The 18,308-nt window shown below is 52.9% G+C and carries 22 protein-coding genes; all 22 read right to left on the bottom strand.

Annotated features, from left to right (window positions below; genetic code table 11):
* Positions 1 to 36: 36 nt before the first annotated feature.
* The 22 genes from tsf to CCE92_RS02440 all read right to left on the bottom strand — a co-directional run bounded on the left by tsf (position 37) and on the right by CCE92_RS02440 (position 18,261).
* Complete coding sequence (gene tsf, locus CCE92_RS02545; RefSeq protein ID WP_088005953.1) at positions 37 to 921, bottom strand: translation elongation factor Ts; 885 nt, start codon at positions 919 to 921, stop codon at positions 37 to 39.
* 80 nt (positions 922 to 1,001) lie between these two features.
* Positions 1,002 to 1,718, bottom strand: coding sequence for a 30S ribosomal protein S2 (gene rpsB, locus CCE92_RS02540; protein WP_088005952.1), 717 nt, complete (start codon positions 1,716 to 1,718; stop codon positions 1,002 to 1,004).
* A gap of 205 nt (positions 1,719 to 1,923) precedes the next feature.
* Positions 1,924 to 2,307, bottom strand: a complete 384-nt coding sequence (locus CCE92_RS02535; protein WP_088005951.1) for a DUF6115 domain-containing protein — start codon at positions 2,305 to 2,307, stop codon at positions 1,924 to 1,926.
* Between the two features lie 5 nt (positions 2,308 to 2,312).
* On the bottom strand, positions 2,313 to 3,068 hold the full coding sequence (locus CCE92_RS02530) for a FliA/WhiG family RNA polymerase sigma factor (protein WP_088005950.1): 756 nt from the start codon (positions 3,066 to 3,068) through the stop codon (positions 2,313 to 2,315).
* 87 nt (positions 3,069 to 3,155) lie between these two features.
* Positions 3,156 to 3,650 (bottom strand): chemotaxis protein CheD, encoded by a 495-nt coding sequence (locus CCE92_RS02525; protein ID WP_088005949.1) that lies wholly within the window; start codon positions 3,648 to 3,650, stop codon positions 3,156 to 3,158.
* Positions 3,647 to 4,279 carry a chemotaxis protein CheC gene (locus CCE92_RS02520; RefSeq protein ID WP_088005948.1) on the bottom strand — a complete coding sequence of 211 codons (633 nt, stop codon included), beginning with the start codon at positions 4,277 to 4,279 and terminating at the stop codon, positions 3,647 to 3,649. Before CCE92_RS02520 ends, CCE92_RS02525 begins: the two co-directional genes overlap by 4 nt.
* Positions 4,279 to 4,713: a chemotaxis protein CheW gene (locus CCE92_RS02515; protein WP_088005947.1), complete on the bottom strand. Its 435-nt coding sequence runs from the start codon at positions 4,711 to 4,713 to the stop codon at positions 4,279 to 4,281. Before CCE92_RS02515 ends, CCE92_RS02520 begins: the two co-directional genes overlap by 1 nt.
* Before the next feature lie 16 nt (positions 4,714 to 4,729).
* The gene (locus CCE92_RS02510) at positions 4,730 to 6,721 is read right to left on the bottom strand and encodes a chemotaxis protein CheA (RefSeq protein WP_088005946.1); all 1,992 of its coding nucleotides are present in this window, start codon (positions 6,719 to 6,721) and stop codon (positions 4,730 to 4,732) included.
* Between the two features lie 2 nt (positions 6,722 to 6,723).
* Positions 6,724 to 7,779, bottom strand: coding sequence for a protein-glutamate methylesterase/protein-glutamine glutaminase (locus CCE92_RS02505; RefSeq protein WP_088005945.1), 1,056 nt, complete (start codon positions 7,777 to 7,779; stop codon positions 6,724 to 6,726).
* Positions 7,776 to 8,639 carry a MinD/ParA family protein gene (locus tag CCE92_RS02500; RefSeq protein ID WP_162287799.1) on the bottom strand — a complete coding sequence of 288 codons (864 nt, stop codon included), beginning with the start codon at positions 8,637 to 8,639 and terminating at the stop codon, positions 7,776 to 7,778. Before CCE92_RS02500 ends, CCE92_RS02505 begins: the two co-directional genes overlap by 4 nt.
* Positions 8,632 to 9,642, bottom strand: coding sequence for a flagellar biosynthesis protein FlhF (locus CCE92_RS02495; RefSeq protein ID WP_088005943.1), 1,011 nt, complete (start codon positions 9,640 to 9,642; stop codon positions 8,632 to 8,634). The genes CCE92_RS02500 and CCE92_RS02495 overlap by 8 nt, the downstream gene beginning before the upstream one ends.
* On the bottom strand, positions 9,639 to 11,672 hold the full coding sequence (gene flhA / locus CCE92_RS02490) for a flagellar biosynthesis protein FlhA (RefSeq protein WP_088005942.1): 2,034 nt from the start codon (positions 11,670 to 11,672) through the stop codon (positions 9,639 to 9,641). Before flhA ends, CCE92_RS02495 begins: the two co-directional genes overlap by 4 nt.
* 11 nt (positions 11,673 to 11,683) lie before the next feature.
* Positions 11,684 to 12,769 (bottom strand): flagellar biosynthesis protein FlhB, encoded by a 1,086-nt coding sequence (gene flhB, locus CCE92_RS02485; RefSeq protein WP_088005941.1) that lies wholly within the window; start codon positions 12,767 to 12,769, stop codon positions 11,684 to 11,686.
* Positions 12,766 to 13,542, bottom strand: coding sequence for a flagellar biosynthetic protein FliR (gene fliR / locus CCE92_RS02480; protein ID WP_088005940.1), 777 nt, complete (start codon positions 13,540 to 13,542; stop codon positions 12,766 to 12,768). The genes flhB and fliR overlap by 4 nt, the downstream gene beginning before the upstream one ends.
* Positions 13,543 to 13,546: 4 nt before the next feature.
* Positions 13,547 to 13,816, bottom strand: coding sequence for a flagellar biosynthesis protein FliQ (fliQ, locus tag CCE92_RS02475; RefSeq protein ID WP_088005939.1), 270 nt, complete (start codon positions 13,814 to 13,816; stop codon positions 13,547 to 13,549).
* 13 nt (positions 13,817 to 13,829) lie between these two features.
* The gene (fliP, locus tag CCE92_RS02470; RefSeq protein WP_088005938.1) at positions 13,830 to 14,495 is read right to left on the bottom strand and encodes a flagellar type III secretion system pore protein FliP; all 666 of its coding nucleotides are present in this window, start codon (positions 14,493 to 14,495) and stop codon (positions 13,830 to 13,832) included.
* Positions 14,492 to 15,094 (bottom strand): flagellar biosynthetic protein FliO, encoded by a 603-nt coding sequence (locus CCE92_RS02465; RefSeq protein ID WP_162287798.1) that lies wholly within the window; start codon positions 15,092 to 15,094, stop codon positions 14,492 to 14,494. Before CCE92_RS02465 ends, fliP begins: the two co-directional genes overlap by 4 nt.
* Before the next feature lie 11 nt (positions 15,095 to 15,105).
* On the bottom strand, positions 15,106 to 15,468 hold the full coding sequence (locus CCE92_RS02460) for a response regulator (protein WP_088005936.1): 363 nt from the start codon (positions 15,466 to 15,468) through the stop codon (positions 15,106 to 15,108).
* A 14-nt stretch (positions 15,469 to 15,482) separates the two neighbouring features.
* Entirely contained in the window at positions 15,483 to 16,613 is a 1,131-nt protein-coding gene (gene fliY / locus CCE92_RS02455) for a flagellar motor switch phosphatase FliY (protein ID WP_088005935.1), read from the bottom strand.
* Positions 16,606 to 17,601, bottom strand: a complete 996-nt coding sequence (gene fliM, locus CCE92_RS02450; RefSeq protein ID WP_088005934.1) for a flagellar motor switch protein FliM — start codon at positions 17,599 to 17,601, stop codon at positions 16,606 to 16,608. The genes fliY and fliM overlap by 8 nt, the downstream gene beginning before the upstream one ends.
* A gap of 28 nt (positions 17,602 to 17,629) precedes the next feature.
* A complete protein-coding gene (gene fliL / locus CCE92_RS02445; RefSeq protein ID WP_088005933.1) occupies positions 17,630 to 18,055 on the bottom strand; it encodes a flagellar basal body-associated protein FliL in 426 nt (141 codons plus the stop codon).
* Positions 18,052 to 18,261, bottom strand: a complete 210-nt coding sequence (locus CCE92_RS02440) for a flagellar FlbD family protein (RefSeq protein ID WP_088005932.1) — start codon at positions 18,259 to 18,261, stop codon at positions 18,052 to 18,054. The genes fliL and CCE92_RS02440 overlap by 4 nt, the downstream gene beginning before the upstream one ends.
* Positions 18,262 to 18,308: the final 47 nt, after the last annotated feature.

The following is an 18,308-nucleotide window of genomic DNA, read 5'->3' as shown; positions in this document are numbered from 1 at the left end:
GGAACACGAAACGTGTTCCCCGGCAGATCTATTCGCTTAGCCTTTGTTGACCTGGCTCATGACTTCTTCTGCGAAGTTGTCCTGGCGCTTCTCGATGCCTTCGCCGACTTCATAGCGCACGAAGCCTTTCAGTTTACCGCCGGTCGACTGCACGAAATCACGGACTTTCTGGTCGGAGTTCCGCACGAACGCCTGGTCCAGAAGGCAGATCTCTTCAAAGTATTTTCCAAGGCGGCCTTCCACCATCTTGGCGACGATGTTTTCCGGTTTTCCTTCATTGAGTGCCTGCTCTGTCAGAACCTTGCGCTCGCGTTCCACTTCCTCTTCGGAAACCTGGTCGCGGGATACGTACTTCGGATTCAGGGCAGCTACGTGCATAGCGACACCGCGGGCTGCTTCTTCATCGGTAGAGCCAACGAGCTCCACGAGTACACCGATGCGTCCGCCCATGTGGAGGTAAGCGCCGAATGCATCGTTGTCGGTTTTCTGCACGATCGTGAAGCGGCGGAGCGTAATTTTCTCCCCGATTTTCGCGATTGCATTGGAAATATGGTCTTCGACTGTAGCGCCATTCTCCATTTTAGAGGAAAGGGCTTCCTCGACAGTCGCCGGCTTCTCTGAAAGCAGATGTTCGCCCAGATCATTGACGAGGGTCTTGAACCCTTCGTTTTTCGCGACGAAGTCCGTCTCGGCGTTCACTTCATAGATGACCGCTTCGTTTCCTTTTTCAAGGATGGAGACTGTCCCTTCCGCTGCAACCCGGTCAGCTTTCTTCGATGCGCTGGAAAGGCCTTTTTCACGAAGGAAGTCGACCGCCGCATCCATATTCCCATCAGTTTCCACAAGCGCTTTTTTGCAATCCATCATGCCTGCGCCTGTTTTTTCACGCAATTCTTTTACCATTTGTGCTGTAACTGCCATTGTCAATTCCTCCTCGGGATATTTTCTCAAAAAAAGGTGATAAGGGGTTTAGCCGCTTATCACCTGATGGTGCGTGTGAATTACTCAGCAGCTTCAGCTGGAGCTTCTTCTTCTTCACCTTGTTTTGATTCAACCAGAGCGTCCGCCATTTTGCCTGTCAGCAATTTGACCGCACGGATTGCATCGTCGTTGGCTGGAATGATGTAGTCGATTTCATCCGGATCGCAGTTCGTGTCGACGATACCGACGATCGGGATGTTCAGCTTCATCGCTTCCGCCACAGCAATGCGCTCTTTGCGCGGGTCCACTACGAACATGACATCCGGAAGTGAATCCATATCGCGGATACCGCCAAGGAATTTCACAAGACGTTCATGCTCTTTTTTCAGCTGAACGACTTCTTTTTTCGGAAGCACTTCAAATGTGCCGTCTTCTTCCATGCGCTCGATGTCTTTCATCCGCTTGACGCGCTTCTGGATCGTACCGAAGTTTGTCAGCGTTCCGCCGAGCCAGCGCTGGTTGATGTAGAAGTTGCCGGAGCGTTCCGCTTCTTCACGGATTGCGTCCTGGGCCTGTTTCTTCGTGCCGACGAACAACACTTTTCCGCCTTCTTCGCCGACCTGCTTCATGTAGTTGTAAGCTTCTTCAAGCTTACGGACCGTCTTCTGAAGGTCGATGATGTAAATTCCGTTACGTTCGACGAAAATGTATTTTTTCATTTTCGGATTCCAGCGGCGTGTCTGGTGGCCGAAGTGCACACCAGCTTCAAGCAGCTGTTTCATTGATACTACTGACATAGTTGTTTCCTCCTACAGGTTTTATTGTCCTCCGCATCTGTCCCGCCCGGACCGTGACCCATAAAGGCACCTGCAATCCAGATCGAGATGCGTGTGTATTTAACACCGTTTGAAAGTATAGCATACAGTCAGGTCAGCCGCAAGTAATTCCTATCGTTACAGACAATGGAAAAAGCACATTCTCCAATGTGCCTGTCCGCTTCTTCTATTGCTTGTCCCGGAACTTCAGGAGGAGTTCCACTTCCGTCTTCCCTGTTCCCAGCTGCCGGGCGATTTCTTCAATCGTGAAGCCTCGGAGATAAAGCGCTTCCGCTTCCGTCCGTGCCGCCGGCTTTTCCGGTTCAGCAGACTCTGCCGGAACAGGTGACTGCTGTGCTTCCTGCTTACCTGTTTCCAGGCGGTCCAATAACCGGTCGTTTTCCTCTTTTATCTCAATCAGGTAGGCGGTCAGGGAGTACTCCATTTCCTCGACAATCTGTTCCTGCCGCTGTTCGAGTTCTTTTATCCGGCTGTTTTTCAATAAAAGAAGGACGATCAGATAAAAACTCAGCGCCTGCATCGAAAATAAAATGATGACTGCGATCAGCATCTCCGCTACACCTTATCGATCGCTGACAGCTGCTTGCGCAGCTTGAACAGCGCCTTGGAATGGATCTGGGAGATCCGGGAAGTCGAAAGACCAAGAATTTCACCGATCTCGGTCAGCGTCAGGTCTTCCGTGTAGAACAGACTGAGGACCAGCTGTTCTTTTTCCGTCAGCGTCTTGATCTGCCCGGACAGTTCTGCGATCAGCTCATCCTTCATGATCCGTTCTTCAGGTGTCTGCGATGCCGTATCCCGGACTGCATAGCTTTTGTCTTCATCATCGTCTTTCCGGTCGTCCGTAGACAGGACGTTCGAAAAGAAGTTTTCCTGAATGGCCGTATGGACTTCTGCTACGGAAATCTCGGCGTATGCCGCCACTTCTTCAGGGGTGGCGTGCCGCATCAGTTTCTGTTCAAGTTCCTCAATCGAGGCTTCCAGCTTTTTCGCCCTGTCCCTGGATGACCGCGGAAGCCAGTCCTCCCGCCGCAGCCCATCCATGATCGCTCCGCGCACGCGGAAGGACGCGTATGTATCGAACTTCAGTTCACGTGACGGATCGAATTTATTCAGCGCATCAAAAAGCCCCATCATTCCGAGACTGAACAGATCGTCCTTCGAAACACTTTTCGGCAGCCCTGAACCGATGCGCTGCGCATGATATGAAACGAGCGGCTTGTATTTTTGGATCAGCACATCCCCCGCTTCCGGATCACGGTTCGTCTGCCACTTTTTCCAGTACTGCTGTTCGTCCATTTTCGCATTCATCGTCCGCCACTCCTATTCTGTGAGATTTACTGAATCTAAAAAGCAATTCCGGTTCCGCTCGGCGAATGAAATGTTCACCGGCAGGAGTTAAATCAGTTTGATTGCCGCATTCACCGTACGGATACTCAGCTGGCCGGTCTTCGGATCGAATTCGATGGTCCTGCCGCTGTTCCCGCCTGTATCTTCAGCAAGCAACTGGATGCGGCGGACCGCCAGCTGCTGTTTCACCGCTTCAACATTCCTCGGTCCGATCCTCATCGTATCGGCGGCCCCCGACAGCTGGAACATCTGTGCGCCGCCCGCAATTTTCGCTTTCAGCCGGAGAGCGCCTTCTTTCTTCAGCCTTTCAGCCATTGCACCGATCGCCAGATCAGCGAATTTCGCTTCGTTCAGTTTCCCTTCCGGAGACCGGATGCCCGAATCCGGAAGCATGACATGGACGAGCCCCGCCACGCCTCTCTCGAGATCATACAAAACGACGCCTACACACGAGCCCAGACCGGCAGTACGGATCGTAGCCGGGACTTTCGCGATGTCCATTTCGGCGATGCCGACTTTGACGATTTTTGCAGCCGCCATCATGTTCCCACACCGAGAGCTTCCAGCAGCACTTGACGTGATGAGGCGTCCGGGAGAAGAAACATATGTCCCTTCACTTCTTCGAGTTCAGCATTTTCTTCACTGATCACTGTATCGATGACAATCACTTCGTCCGCAGTCACCGAAGCTTCCGCCAGCGCGGAACTGACAATGGCGCCGGCCATATCAACGGCGGCAGCCGGGACTGAAGGGTGCAGTCTCAGGGATGTGAAATCCGAAAGAGCGGAGAGATAAGAACCGGCCAGAATGTTGCCGAGTTCATTGAAAGCCGAAATGGCGAGTTCACTGGCCGGCGGGCTGCTGAAATCGACCGTGTCATCCCCTGTCAGCTGCCTGATGAACCGGTTGGCTCTGCCGACCGACAGAATGAAGAACATCATGCCTTTCACTTCCCCGTCCACCCGGAGGCAAATGGCTGCTACGGGCTGTTCCGGCCCGCCTGCCAGCTCTGATATGTCATTCAGGCTGACGGTGCTGACTCCCGGCACGTGAAGAAGCACTTTTTTTCCTAACAGTGCAGACAGTGCCGTCGCAGCATGAGCCGCCCCTATATTTCCCGCTTCCTTCAGCGCATCAAGCTGGATCGGGGGCAATTTTTGTTTCGATTCCATTATCGGGTTCCTCTGTACGCGAGCACTTCATCATGATCGAGCAGGCGGATGATCCGCTTTCCCTCCTGGACGACGCCCCGCATGAAGCTGCCGGCGATGCCGCTATCCTGAAGCTGAATGCTGTCCCGGTCGATTTCAAGCAGTTCATTGGCGGAATCGGTCAAGAGACCGGCATAGACATCGCCGGAAGCAACAATCAAAATCCGCTGTTCCCCTTCTGTTTCCGCTTCCGGTTTTCCAAGAAGCGCCCGCATATCAAGGACCGGCGTCATAATGCCCCGCAGGCTGGCGACACCTTTTACGAAAGGCCCGGTGTTGGGCACTCTCGTAACGAGAAGCGACCGTTCAATGGATTTCACCGCTGTGAGCGGCAGTGCATAATCCTGGCCGGCCACTTCAAAAATGATCATTTTCTGCATGGTATCTGTTGTCATCGCTCTTCCTCCGGTTTCATTGAATAAGTGATGCGCTGTCCACGATCAGCGCCACTTTCCCGTCCCCTAGAATGGTTGCACCTGAAATCGCATGGACATCCGTCAAATAGTTGCCGAGGGGTTTCAGGACGACTTCCTGCTGACCGATGAATGAGTCCACTGACAGCGCGGCCGCCTTGCTGCCTTTTTGGACAATCAGGACCGCCTGGGCCGTCCGATTTTCCGATTCATGCGCCCCGAATACTTGATGAAGCGAAATGAGCGGAATCACCCTGCCCCGGTAGTCGATCATCTGACGATCGTGGACCATCAGAATGTCTTCGTCCTGAATCAGCATCGTCTCTGTAATCGACGAAATCGGCACGGCGTAGACTTCGTTTCCGAGCCGGACGAGCATCACCGGAATGATGGACAGCGTCAGCGGGAGGCGGACGGAAAACACGGATCCTGTGCCTTCCTCGGAATCGATCGTGATCGAGCCGCCAAGTCCTTCGATTGTCGTTTTGACCACATCGAGACCGACACCCCTCCCTGATATGTCCGAGATGGTCTCTGCGGTAGAGAACCCGGAAGCCATGATAAGTTCGTACACTTCCCGGTCTTCGAGGTTTTGGGCCTGATCACGGGTAACCACCCCGTTTTCCACGGCTTTGTCCAGAACACGGTCTTTGCTGATTCCCGCACCGTCATCTTCGATTTCAATGAACACATTATTTCCGCTGTGATAGGCGCGGAGTTTCAATATCCCTTCTTCCGGTTTACCGCTCCTGTTCCGGATTTCCGGCGTTTCAATCCCGTGGTCGATTGCATTCCGGATCAAGTGGACAAGCGGATCACCGATTTCGTCGATGACCGTCCGATCAAGTTCCGTTTCCGCTCCTGTGATTTCAAGCCGGATCTGTTTACCGAGATCGCGGGAAAGCTGCCGGACCATTTTCGGAAAACGGTTAAAGACCGTATCGACCGGAACCATCCTCATGTTGAGGATCACCGACTGGAGGTCGCCGGAAATCCGGGACATATGCTCGACCGTTTCGGTCAGCGCCTGGTTGTTCAAATCCCGAGAAAGCGACTGCAGACGCCCCCTGTCGATGACCAGTTCTTCAAACAGGTTCATAAGGTGGTCGAGCCGGTCAATGCTCACCCGGATGGTTTTATTTGAAACTTTCTGGCGGCTGGGCTGTTCGTCCGAATGCTCGTCCGCCGTCGATCCAGTTCCGCTCTTCAACTGTTTTTTCGGTTCGGCCGATGCCCGCCCTTTCACTTGTCCGGCAGTGACCGCTTGGATATCCGCGTCTTTTACTTCAGACACACTGAGAACCGCCTGTTTGACCTCACCCGCTTTTCCGCTTGTCACAAGGACGGCTTGGAACCGATTGCCGAATTCCCCGTCCTCGAGCTCTTCGGTCGAGGGATCGGTCTTTATCACTTCGCCCAGGCTGCTGAGCGCTTCGAACACCATGAACGCCCGCGCCGCCTTCAGCTGACAGTCGTCTTGCAGCTCCACCGTGATTTCGAAGGACGACATCTGCGCCGCTGCCGCCTGTTCAAGCACCATGAATTCATATTCATCGTAAACAAGTGCCGACCGGAATTCTCCGCTGCTGCCAGCGGATGGACTTGCCTGATCACCAGCCTCGATTTTCGCCAGCTGACGGACGGTCTCCGAGACATCCAATGTCCCCGTCCCGCCGGCCGCGATATCTTCCGTCATCGATTCAAGCTGATCGATGGCCGTGAGCACCACATCCAGCACTTCCGGCGTGACTCCCGCTTTTTCATTGCGGATCGCATCCAGCACATTTTCCATTTTATGGGTTAAGTCCGCAATGTCTGAATATCCCATTGTCGCGGACATTCCTTTGATGGTGTGGGCCGCTCTGAAAATATCATTGACGATTGACAGATTTCCCGGTTGCTTTTCCAGTTCCAGCAGTTGTTCATTACATGTCTGGAGATGTTCCCGGCTTTCTTCAATGAACAGTTCCAAATATTGACTCGTTTCCATCGTTACGCCCCTCTCTTGATCAGTGAATTTACGATTGCATGTGCAATTTCTTCGAGAGGGACGACTTCATCCACTCTGCCGGACTCCGCTGCTGCTTTAGGCATACCGTAGACGATGCATGTCTCTTCTGCTTCTGCAATCACATGGACGTCCGCTCCGGTATTTTTGAGTTTACCCAGCCCTTCCGTTCCGTCCGCGCCCATGCCCGTCAAAATGACTGCGGTGACCGGTGATTCCGCGGTTTCAGCCACACTCTCGAAAAGCACATCCACAGATGGCCGCAGGACTCCCGGAATCGCCGGTTCTTCCGCCACGCTCAAAACACAGTCGGCTGCAGACCGGAAGATCCGCATTTGCGTACCTCCCGGAGCGATGTAGACGCAGCCCCTTTTGATCAATTCGCCATTTTCCGCCTCTTTCACAGTCAGTCCGCTGAGACTGTTCAGCCGCTCCGCAAGCGACTTCGTGAATTTCGGGGGCATGTGCTGAACGACACAGACCGGATACGGAAGATCAGCGGGCAAATGGCTGATCACTTCCTGAAGTGCGCGCGGTCCGCCTGTTGACGCTCCGATCAGGATCAGTCCTGTCCGGTTCCGATCCCCAGTCCGTAACGAAGCCGGTTTCCTCACCGAACGATAGCGTTCTTTCTTCAAACTGATCCGGCTTGCCAGCAGCAGCTTCTGGGCCAGCTCGTCCCGGATGAGATGAAGGTCCAGTGAGATACTTCCGCCGGGCTTTGCGACAAAATCGGCTGCTCCCGCTTCCATGGCCGCGACTGTCTGTTCAGCCCCCGCGGTCGTGGTACTGGAAAGCATCACGATCGGGACCGGGCATGACGCCATGATTTCCCTGACCGCCTGCACACCGTCCATCACTGGCATTTCCACGTCCATGGTGATGATATCCGGCTGGATCTCCGTCGTTTTCCGGATAGCTTCCCTGCCATTTTTCGCCGTTCCCGCCACTTCGATTTCAGGATGTCCAGTGAAGAAATCGGTGATAAGTTTGCGCATGAATGCGGAGTCGTCGACGATAAGGAGTTGTTTTTTTCTCATGACAGCCTGACACGTCCTATCCTGAACAGAGTTTTAAGTTTTTCTGCGACAGTCGCCGGCGCCGCCGCAGATTGACCCGTCATGAATGTGCCGGCCATCCGGCTGATTGCCTTGGCCGCCTCCGACTGCGGATAAGCCAGCACGAGCGGCTGCTGCAGTTTCACTGCTTTTTTTACCGAAGCATCTTCCGGAATAATGCCAAGCAGCCCGATGTCGACACCCATGAATTTTTTCATAGCAGCCGTCAGCCGATCGACAGTCAGCTTCCCTTCCCCGTCCGTTTCCGATCGGTTACAGATCAGCGAGATTTTTCCGCCGAACCCTTTCAGACTGATGAATTTCATCATGGAATAAGCATCCATGACGGCAGTCGGTTCAGGGACGGTCACAACGAAAACTTCTTCCGCGCTCATCAAAACTTCGAGCGTATCCGCTGCAGCACCGGCACCCATATCGAACAGGATGACGCTGTATGTATGCTGGAATTCCTCGAAAGCTTCCAGCAGCCGCTGAAAAGCCTTTATATCCCATTCCATGATCCGTTCGAGTCCGGATCCGCCTGCAATATATGAAATTCCGGCCGGACCTGCCATGATTGTTTCTTTCAGCGCCGCCTCTCCATCCAAATACTGCTTTATACCGGTCGCCGTATGGCTTCCTGCGAGAATCTGCACATTCCCCATTCCGATATCCAAGTCGATGACAAGCACACGCTGTCCTTGCTTGGCGAGCGAGACAGCAAAACTGACAGTGAAACTGCTTTTTCCTACACCGCCTTTTCCGCTGACCACTGCAACTGACCGGCACCGGCTTTCCCTTTGTTCCAGCAAATGCCTTAGAGCCGAAGCCTGATCAGCCATATGCATGCTCCTTGAACAGCAAATCGGCGATATGCCCGGCAGACGCTTCCTGGATATCTTCCGGCACTTCCTGCCCATTGGTCAGGTAAGCGACTCCCAGTCCGGATTCCAGCAGCGAGCCGATAACCGGGACGGTCGATTCCGTTTCATCCACTTTTGTCAAAATGAGCTGTTGAAGTCCGAACCCGCTGAAATTCCGGATCAGCCGCTGGACATCCTGTTCTTTAGCCCCCGCCGAAACGACGAGGTAAGCCCCGATATCTTCAGAAGCAAGGACGAAATTCTGGAGTTCTTCAATATGATGGTCTTCCTTGAAGCTGCGGCCGGCTGTGTCGACGAACACCACATCCAGGTCCTTCATCTGTTCGGCAGTCCGCTTGAATTCCTCCGTGCTGTACACGACTTCTATCGGCGCCTGCAGCAGGGCTGCATATGTCTTCAGCTGCTCGATTGCAGCGATCCGGTAGGTATCCGCAGTTATGAAACCGACCCTTTTTTTATCTTCAAGCACAGCCTTCGCAGCCAGTTTGGCGATGGTCGTCGTTTTCCCGACACCGGTCGGACCGAATAAAACCATGAATTTTTTACCTTTGTTCCTGTCCCCCATAGGCAGCCTGTCCAGTTTCTTTCTGATAAAATCCTCCATCTGCAGCTGCTGTTCGGCTCCGTTTTCCTGTTCATGGCTGAAACCGGCCAGCACTTCTTCCGGAAATCCAAGACGCCTGCCGAAAGAAACCGCAGAGCTTGGAACGTTCCGAAGCTCTTTGACCATCGCCTTCAGTTCCCGGATTTCCTGCTGAAGTCCATCTGAAGGAACAGCCTGTTTTTTTTCGGGGAGACCGATCCCGGCTGAGACCTCAATTTGTCTTTTCCTGAAAAGGCCGAGAAATCCGCCGGTGTACACAGCACGGGAAGAGAGGATCACCGCTTCTTCCCCGAGTTCTTTCTTCACCGACCGCATGACATCCGTGACGGTCGGTCCTATGAACGTTTTCATTTTCATTCTGTCGTCACCACTCCAGCGCTTTGGATTTCAATGGATGCTTCCAATTCATTGTAAGAAAGGACAGGCACATGAGGGAAATACCGCTCTGTCATCTGGCGGATATACATCCGGACGGCCGGCGAGCAAAGAATGACAGGTGACTGTTCGGTCAGCGACAGCCTTTCCGCTTCCCGCGCCACGGATTCCAGGATAGCTTGTGAATCTGCCGGGTCGATCGCCAGGTAATTGCCATGGTCGGTCTGCTGGATACTGTCCGCGATCAATTTTTCCACTTTTCCCGACACAGTCAGCACGTGGAGAACCCGCCGGTCTCCTGCATATTGGGCAGTGAGCTGCCGGGCGAGCGCCTGACGGACATATTCAGCCAGTAAGTCCGGATCGGAAGTCATTTTGCCGAAATCCGCCAATGTTTCAAAAATAACCGGCAAGTTCCGGATGGAAACATGCTCCCGGAGAAGCTTCGCCAGCACTTTTTGGACTTCCCCGATCGAAAGCGGAGAAGGTGTCACTTCTTCCACCAGAATCGGGTAGGATTCCTTCAAGTGATCCGCAAGCTGCTTCGTCTCCTGGCGCCCCAAGAGCTCATGGGCATTATTCCGGATCAGTTCCGTAATGTGGGTGGATACAACACTTGGCGGGTCTACGACTGTATAGCCGAGCATTTCCGCATCTTCCTTGACACGTTCCGTAATCCATTTCGCCGGAAGCCCGAAGGACGGCTCGGTTGTATCGATCCCTTCAATGGAATCGTCTTCCCCGGGGCTCATCGCCAAGTAATGGTCCAGAAGAAGTTCACCCCGCGCCATTTCATTTCCTTTTATCTTCAGCCGGTACTCGTTCGGCTGCAGCTGGATATTGTCCCGGATCCGTACTATGGGAATGACAAGACCCAGTTCGATCGCAAGCTGCCTCCGGATCATTACAACCCGGTCGAGCAGATCGCCCCCTTGTCCGGCATCCACGAGCGGAATCAGTCCATAGCCGAACTCGAACTCAATCGGGTCGATACTGAGCAGGTTCACTACATTTTCCGGGCTTTTCAATTCGCTTGCCAGCTCTTCTTCGTCCTGATCAGGAAGATGGGCCGGTTCTTCAGCCGCTTTCCGCTGCATGAAGAAGGCGGAGCCGGCCAGCATCCCGGCGACCGGAATTGTCAGGAGGTCGAATATCGGCGTGGCGAGACCGAGCAGGAAGATGGTTCCTGCAGCTACATACAGAAGTTTCGGATGAGCAAAAAGCTGCCCTGTAATATCGGATCCGAGATTCCCTTCAGAAGTCGCGCGTGTCACCACAATCCCTGTTGCAGTCGATATGAGAAGCGCGGGCAGCTGGGAGACGATGCCATCCCCGATTGTAAGCTGAGCGAAATGCTCGGCTGCCTCGGGAAACGGCATGCCCATCTGGACTACACCGATGATCATGCCGACGAGCAGGTTGATGGCCACCATGATGATGCTGGCAATCGCATCTCCTTTGATGAACTTCGTGCCTCCATCCATCGCTCCGTAAAAGTCCGCTTCCTGACTGACTTTCTCCCGACGGATCCGGGCATCCTGTTCTGACAGGGAACCGGCATTCAAATCAGCATCGATGCTCATTTGTTTCCCCGGCATTGCATCGAGTGTGAATCGGGCGGCGACTTCAGATACCCGCTCCGCCCCTTTGGTGATCACGATGAACTGGATGATAATGAGGATGATGAAAACGACAATACCGACAAGCACATTGCCGCCGATGACGAACGTAGCGAATGTCTCGATGACATCCCCGGCTTCCCCCTCTGTCAGAATCGCCCGGGTTGTCGACACATTCAGCCCGAGCCTGAACAGGGTGGTAAGCAAAAGGAGGGAAGGAAAGATTGAGAACTGAAGGGCTTCCTGCATGTTCATCGCCGTCAGAAGGATCATGAGGGATATGGCGATATTGATGATGATCAGAAAACTCAGCAGCCAGGGAGGCAGCGGGATGATCAGCATCGCCACAATCATGATGACGGCACCTAGTACTCCTAAATCTTTCATGGCCATGCTAGCTCCTCCTAAATCTTTCGTCTGATCCGATAAACGTACGCCAGTATCTCAGCGACCGCTTTAAAGAACTCTTCCGGTACCCGGTCCCCGATTTCCACCTGGTCATACATCGCCCGGGCGAGCGGCCGGTTCTCCACCATTTCAACCTTGTGTTCAGCGGCGATCATCTTTATTTTCTGCGCTACGAAATCCATGCCCTTTGCCAGCACGACAGGTGCGTCAGCCTGGGTCTCGTCATACTTCAGCGCAATGGCGAAGTGAGTCGGATTGGTTATGACCACATCGGCTTTCGGCACTTCCGACATCATTCGCCGCATCGCCATCTCGCGCTGCCGCTGGCGGATCCGCGATTTGATCAGCGGATCTCCTTCACTTTTTTTATACTCATCTTTGATGTCCTGTTTGGACATCTTCAAGTTTTTTTCATAGTCATACTTCTGGTATGCGTAATCCACGACGGCAATGCCGAGCAGTACGAAAGAAGCGGCGATTCCCATGATGCCGGCGAGTTTGCCGACAGTCACCAGAACCGCTGCCGGGTTCTGAAAGGACAAAGCAAGCACCTGATCCAGGTTCTGCCAGATAACCAGCACGGTGACCGCACCGATCAGGCTGATTTTCAGAATGGATTTTAAAAATTCGATGAGTGCACGTACAGAAAAAATTCGTTTGAATCCTTTGATGGGATCCAATTTCTTAAAATCCGGCTTCAGCGGTTCCGCTGTGAACAGGAGGCCGAATTGCAGAAAATTCCCCGCGATGCCGGCAAAGGCAGCCACGGCCATGACAGGAAGCAGCAGGATCGCCATCTCGGCAATCACTTCTGTAAAGACGGAAGACATGCCGTCGATCGTAAACACATCCGCTGAAAAGTAATCAGTGAAAAACTCTGTCATAAAGGCGAAAATACGTTCTCGCATATAGCCGGAGGCGAAAAACAAAAACAAGAAGACGGACAGCAGCACCAGTGCACTCGTAACATCCTGGCTTTTAAGGACTTGACCTTTTTTACGGGCATCCTCCCGTTTTTTGGGTGTGGCTTTTTCGGTCTTTTCTCCCGCAAAAAATTGCAGATCCAGTTTCAGCACAGTCATCCTCCGTTCAGAAGTGTCAGAAGCGCCCGCATACTTTCTGTCATCAGTCCGAATACAGACTGCATGACCGCGACAATGACCCCCATCATGATCAGCAGCAGAATGAAAGCGACAGCTATTTTAACGGGAAACCCGATGACGAATATATTCAGCTGCGGAACGGTACGGGCTGTAATCCCCAAAGCCAGGTCCGTCAGGAACAGCGAAGCGACGATCGGCGCCGCCATCTGGAACGCGATGGCGAAAGCCGCGGTGAATGTCTTTGCAATGAATTCCCCGAACCGGTCGTCGCCTGTCTGGGGCCACGCACTTTCGAGCGGCACGAACTGATAACTGTAGAACAGGCCGTCCAGAAGCAGATGGTGTCCATTGAGCGCAAGGAGCAGCAGCAGCGCCAGAATGTTGAAGAACTGGCCGACAAGCGGGCTCTGCGCGCCGGTCTGCGGATCGATTACATTCGCGATGGCGAATCCCATCTGGAAGTCGATGAAACTTCCTGCCAGCTGAATGACTGAAATGACGATGTATGCCAGCAGTCCGAGCAGCAGGCCAACAATCGCTTCTTTCATGATGAGGAGAATAAACCCGGTATCCGCTGTCAGACTGCCGGCCGGCACCGTATATGCCATCATCCAGGCGATCAGAACGGCAAATATGATCCGGAGATTCGGCGGAATCGTCCGGTATGAAAACAGCGGGACAGTGACGAAAAATGCGGTCACACGGACAAGGATGAGTGTCATGACCGGTATATCCGGAATCAGATCCGCCATGGCGTCAGCCGATATACCTGATCAGGTTTTCAAATATATCCCGTGTGTACATGGTCATCTGGCCCAGCATCCAAGGACCGAAAAAGATGAGCGCGACCAGGACGGCAATGATTTTCGGCACAAATGCCAGCGTCTGCTCCTGAATTTGTGTGGTGGCCTGGAAAATGCTCACCGCCAAACCTGTAATGAGCGCGACAAGAAGTAAGGGGCCGCTGACGAGCAGAATCGCCCAAACCGCCTGTTCAGCAATTGAAATGACCGTTTCACCCGACATTAGCATTCAACTCCTAAAAGCTTTCCAGCAAAGATTTCATCACGAGATACCAGCCATCCACCAAAATGAAGAGCAGGATCTTGAACGGTAGTGAAATCATGACCGGCGGAAGCATCATCATCCCCATGGACATGAGGATACTCGCGACGACCATGTCGATCACCAGGAACGGAATGAAGATCATGAATCCGATTTGAAATGCGGTTTTTATTTCACTGAGCGCGAATGCCGGAACCAGCATGGTCAACGGAATGTCCTCAAGCGAATCCGGGCGTTCCGCCTCTGTATAGCTCAAGAAGAGCTCCAAATCTTTCTGGCGCGTGTGTTCGCTCATGAATTCCTTGAACGGGATGCTTGCCGCCTCATAAGCTTCATCCAGGGAAATCTCATCTTCAAAAAGCGGCGTCAGCGCCTGTTCGTTCACGTCTTCGAATACCGGCGCCATGATGAAAAAAGTCAGGAAGAGTGCAAGTCCTATGATCACCTGGTTCGGGGGCATCTGCTGCGTCGCGAGCGCTGTCCTGACGAAGGAAAGCACGATGACAATCCGCACGAATGCGGTCATCATGATCAGAATGCTCGGCGCAAGGGAAAGCACAGTCAGCAGGAGCAGCAGTTTCACCGATGTCGAGACCGCTCCGGCATCCGATTCGGCAAAAAACTGGACAAACTCATTCATGGCTGATCGTTCTCCTTCTTCCGGGTTCCGTACAGACCGCTTTTCCGTTCATCCTTCAGCTGATCCAGCCGGTTTTTGAACATATCCCCGAACTCCCCTGTCCGGTGACGGCGGCTGCCGGCTGCTTTTTTTGCAAGTTCAGCAATGTATGGGCTGACCGAAGGAGCCTGCCGGCTGTCGTAGTGCCGGAGGAGCGCTTCCACTTCCGACGGGTCGTCCAGTTCTTTCATGAGTGAGACATCTTCTCCGACTCCGATCATAAACACCGATCCGCCGATTTTGATGAGCTGGACGGATTTTTGGTTTCCAAGCTGGATTCCGCCCAGATTCCGGATAAGCTGCGTCTGCTGAAAAACTCTGTTCTTACTGCCGACGATTTTAAGCACACCGTACAGGAGCGCCAGGACAAACAGCAGGCCAGCCACCATCTTGATGTAATCCCCCGCTGATACACCGACTGATGTTTCCGCAGGTTCTGCGACGATTTCTGCGTTCGGTTCTCCTGTCAGGGAGTCAGCCACTGATTCGTCCGCCAGCGCAGGAGAAACCCCTGGAGCGGCCAGGAACAAGAACGCCGCTGCGAAAACGGAACGTATCATCATGACCACTTTTAACCGATCGCTTTTTGGATCGCCTCGATGACGCGATCTGCCTGGAATGGTTTGACGATAAAATCTTTGGCGCCTGCCTGGATGGCGTCGATGACCATTGCCTGCTGCCCCATCGCGGAACACATGATGACGACGGCGGAAGGGTCCTGCGCTTTGATTCCTTTCAGGCTAGAGATTCCATCCATCTCGGGCATTGTGATATCCATCGTTACAAGGTCGGGTTTCAGTTCGCTGTATTTTTCGATTGCCTGCTGGCCGTCTGCCGCTTCCCCGACTACCTCAAATCCATTTTTTGTAAGGATGTCTTTGATCATCATGCGCATGAATGCTGCATCGTCGACTACCAAAATCCGTTTTGCCATTTCTGTTTCCCCCATTATTTCAGTTTGTTCAGACGGTCCGCCTGACTGCTTATATCTGTGATCCGGACACCGAAGTTTTCATCGATGACCACGACTTCCCCCTGTGCGACGAGCCGGTTGTTGACCAGCACATCCACCGGTTCGCCGGCGAGTTTATCCAGTTCGATAATGGAGCCGCCGGTCAGTTCCAAAATCTCCTTCACGGAGCGCTTTGTCCGGCCCAGTTCAACCGTCACCTGCAGCGGGATGTCCAGCAGCATGTTCAAGTTGTTCGATTCAGGTGCGCTCAGTTTTGAAGGTTCGAATGGCATGAATTGGGCCCGCTGGACGGGCACTTCCTCTTTCTTCGGACGCGTTTCCGTCTGCGGCGGCAGGTTACGGGGTCCGCCACCGGCAGCATGCGGAGGCTGGCTTCCGGCGGAAGTTGTTTCAGCAGAAGGTGAAGGAGTTTCTTCCGTATCCGTTTCTCCTGTCAGACTGCTGATGATCGATTTGCTCAGCGACAGCGGAAGCAGCTGCATGATGCTTGAATCGATCAAATTCCCGACTTTCAGGCTGAACGAAATTTTCACCAGCAGGTGATCTTCCGGCAGTGTATCCGTTCCGGTGTCTTCTTTTACATTGAGCAGTTCGATCGTCGGCGGGGAAATATCCACTTTTTTATTGAACATCGTCGACATGGATGTCGCGGCGGAACCCATCATCTGATTCATCGCTTCCTGAATGGCGCTCAGATGGATTTCATTCAGCTCTTCTGCACCGGCGTCTTCACCATCACCGCCCAGCATCAGGTCGGCGATGATCGCCGCATCGGACTGCTGGATGACAAGCAGGTTCTCGCCCGACAGGCCTTGCGTATATTCCACTTGAATCGCGACGTACGGCTTCGGAAATTCCTTTTCAAGGTCCGCTCTGTCGATGATGCTGATGGATGGGGTCGTGATTTCCACCTTCTGCCCCAGAAGCGATGAAAGTGCCGTCGCTGAACTGCCGAATGATATGTTCCCGAGTTCTCCGAGCGTGTCTATTGCAAAGGCATCCAAGTAATCTTCCGTCCGCAGAACTTTCGCTTCCGGTTTATTTGCCGGAGCCATCCCGCTGATCAGCGCCTCAATTTCTTCCTGGGAAAGCATGCCGTCACTCACTTTCTTCCCCTCCTTTCACGATTTCCAAAATTTGAACAGCCATCCTATTGTTCAGTTGACCGGGCTGCCCGATAAATTTGAGCACACCGCCGATTTTTATATCGAACGGCACATCGATCCGCTTATTCAGCTGGATGACATCCCCTTCACCGAGATGGAGGAAATCTTCGATCGAAATTTCGGCGGAACCGAGCTCCACAGTGACCGGCATTTCAGCATGCCGGACCCGTTTTTTGAGATTTTCCATATTTTCCGGAGACAGTTGTTTTTTATTCGTCTGCATCCAGTAGCTCACAGACAGGTTCTGAATAATCGGTTCGAGTACGACATGCGGGATGCAGATGTTGATCATGCCGCTCGTTTCACCGATGATTGTATTGAGAGAGATGACGATGACTGTCTCATTCGGGGAAATCATCTGTAAAAATTGCGGATTGACCTCCAGCTCCTTGAGAATCGGGTCGATTTCCGCCACATTCGCCCATGCTTCCCGCAGACCGTCGAATCCACGTTCAAAGAGGGCGGTCATGATTTTCGTTTCGATCTCCGTCAGGTTCTCGATTTTGCTGTTGCTGATCCCCGCTCCGCCCATGATCCGGTCCAGCATGGAATACGCGATATTCGGATTGATCTCCATCAGAATGTTGCCTTCCAACGGCGGCACTTCGAATACGTTAATCAGTGTCATATTCGGGATGGAGCGGATGAATTCTTCGAAAGGGATCTGATCGACGGATGCGACAGTTATTTGTACGTATGTGCGCAGCTGGGCTGAAAAATATGTTGTCAGCAAGCGGGCAAAATTTTCATGGATTCTTGTCAGACTCCGTACCTGGTCCTTGGAAAAGCGCAGCGCCCGTTTGAAGTCGTATATTTTAATCCGGTTCTGCTCTTCCTCTTTTTTTATTTCGTCCGCTGACATCTCACCTGTCGACAGCGCGGACAGCAGTGCATCGATTTCATTTTGCGATAAAACATCGCCCGCCATTTGCCCGCCTCCTTCCACTTTGGTGCTCTTACTGAATCAGGTAGGATGTGAGGTAGACTTTCTCGACTTCGCCTTTTTGCATCAGTTCGTTCAGCTGTGCCTTGAGCGCTTCCTGGAAAGCCAGTTTCCCTTCCTTCCCGTTCAGTTCTTCCGCAGACTTTTCAGACAGTTCGCTGATGATGAGGTTGTTGATCTGGAACATGCGCAGTTCCAGTTCCTCTGCTGCATCCTTGCTGCTTCCCTGGACTTTCAATGAAAGACGGATAAAATTGCCGTCTTTCAGGTTCGTTGTCATCTCCGGGACATCGACGGAGGCTTCCGCAACTTCTTCAATCGATGGTTCCGCACCAGCCGCTTCCCCGGTCAGCTGATTGACCAGGATCACGACCACCACACCGATCAGAGCGATGGAAACCAGCATGATCATCAGCACACCCAGAACTTTATTTTTCAAGTTTCTTCACCTCCCGCCTGGGGCATCAGCTGTACGCTGCGGTAAAAAGATTCGATTTTTTTTGCAACTTCCGCACTCTTTTCGAGTACGATATATTTTTTTCCGTCCGTCAGGGAAATGGTCGTATCGGGGAACTCTTCCACCGTTTCAATGTACAGGGCATTCAAATAAAATGGTTTTCCGTTCAGCTTTGTGAGATGAATCATATAGACAGGCCGGCCGAACCGGCCCTCCCTCCTTCACTCAGGCAGTA

Source organism: Indiicoccus explosivorum (assembly GCF_002167005.1).
Taxonomy (GTDB): Bacteria; Bacillota; Bacilli; order Bacillales_A; family Planococcaceae; genus Indiicoccus; species Indiicoccus explosivorum.
This window is presented reverse-complemented; position numbering and strand designations above follow the sequence as displayed.